At 66.1% G+C, this 1,808-nt stretch carries 2 protein-coding genes; both read left to right on the top strand.

Features of this window, described 5'->3' with window-relative positions:
- Positions 1–98: 98 nt before the first annotated feature.
- Positions 99–740: a hypothetical protein gene (locus tag ACO1BU_RS37115; RefSeq protein ID WP_424140864.1), complete on the top strand. Its 642-nt coding sequence runs from the start codon at positions 99–101 to the stop codon at positions 738–740.
- 2 nt (positions 741–742) lie between these two features.
- The coding region (locus ACO1BU_RS37110) for a pectate lyase family protein (RefSeq protein WP_424140863.1) at positions 743–1,808 on the top strand (1,066 nt) is incomplete at its 3' end.

Below are 1,808 nucleotides of genomic sequence, written 5' to 3'. Positions count from 1 at the left end.
TCCCGCCGGTCCCGCCGCTTAACAGCCGCGCCGGGAAGCGGCCGGACTGAACCACCCGCCGGGCGCGGCCCGGCACCTCGACAATCTGGAGAACAACGATGGCACCCCTGGTGGCCATCGGCGCCTCGCTGCTGCCCAGCCTCATCGACCTGATCGCAGGCGATAAGGCCGGGAAGGTCGCGGGCGCCGTAGCCGATACCGTGCGGCAGGTTGCCGGCACGGATGATCCTGTTGGCGCGGCTGCTGCCTTGGCCGATCCCGCGAAGGCAGCCGAACTGCGTGTGCGGCTGGCCGAGATCGCGCTTCAGACCAGGCAGGCCGAACTGGCCGACATTGCGAATGCGCGCGCGCAGACAGTCAGCCTGGCGCAGACGGGCAGCGGCATTGCCTGGGCCGCGCCAGTGATCTCTGTCGTCATCGTGGCAGGGTTCTTCGGCTGCGTGGCCATGCTGTTCATGGTGCAGCGGACCTGGGACGAGCGGACAGCCAATCTGCTGAACGTCCTGTTCGGCGCGCTGATTCCCGGCTTCGCCCAGGTCGCAAACTATTGGCTGGGCTCCAGCGCGGGCAGCAAGCGGCAGGGCGATGCCGTGCGCGAGATCGCGACGCAACGCCAAGCACAGCAACCGACTGCGATCGCCACGACGGGCGATGTGTCGGTCGCCCCATCCCCTCCCGGCACGACGGCCGACGCCCTGAACGGCGGCGAGCTGGCGCGCATCCGCTCACAAGGAGCCTGAGCATGACCACTCCCCAGCTTCCCGACCTCGACATTTACGAGCACTTCTTCGGCTTCGCGCGCGGCACGACTGGCGGGGAGGGTGGGCCGATCGTGACCTGCAAGACCGGCCCCGAGATCGTCACCGCGATGAAGGGCCGGAAGGCGTTTGATCCGCTCAATATCTACTGCGACGGCGAGATCGCCATGGGGCCGCTGACCGAGATCGAGATCAAGGATGACGGCAACATCACGCTGATGGGTGATGGCAAGTCCAAGACGCTTGAGGGCTTCGGCGTCAAGATGATGCGCGCGTCCAACGTGATCCTCTTCAACCTGTCCATCGGGAAGGTGAACAAGGGCACGAAGGACGCCATCGGCATGGAGACCGACTGCGAGCGCATCGTGGCTTTGCAGTGCGACCTCTATGGCGACATGAAGGCCGGCAAGGACACATTCGACGGACTTTTTGACGGCAAGCGCGGCACCCAGAATTACGCCATCGTGCTCTGCGCCATCCACGACCATCACAAGTGCCTCCTGCAGGGCTACAGCGACGGGGACACCAAGCCCGACAACGACCGCTTCTTCACGATGGCACTGAACCACGCCTGGAACTGCGGCTCGCGTCTTCCTTCGCAGCGTTATGGCTTTGGCCACATCTGGGGCAACCTGTTCGAGGATATCGAGACCAGCGTGGTGAACCTGCGCATGGGCGCGGTGGCCGCCGTGGAGAAGAACACCTTCATCCGCTGCAAGAACCCCGTCATGGGCGACATGAGCAAGTCGGTCGGGCGATGGAACCTGATCGACAACCTCATGCAGGACTGCACCTGGGGCAAGGACGAGGACGGCGAGGACAGCGACAACGCGCAGGATGGCAAGTCCACGACGGACTACTACCCGCCCTACCGCATGCCGAACTGGACGCGGGAGCAGTGCGCCGCCTTCGCGCGCGAGTTCGCCGGCCTGCTCCCGCCCGGCAAGGCCCTGGTCATGCCCGGCGCCTCGGACCAGCCCGCGCCCGAGCAGCCGCAGCAGCCCATCGAGGAGCCGCCCGCGACTGAGCCCGATCCGGTGGAGCAGCCCA

Source organism: Roseomonas chloroacetimidivorans, assembly GCF_049629625.1.
GTDB lineage: Bacteria > Pseudomonadota > Alphaproteobacteria > Acetobacterales > Acetobacteraceae > Roseomonas > Roseomonas chloroacetimidivorans.
Note: the sequence above shows the minus strand (reverse complement) of the source record. Positions and strands in the feature narration are given on the sequence as shown.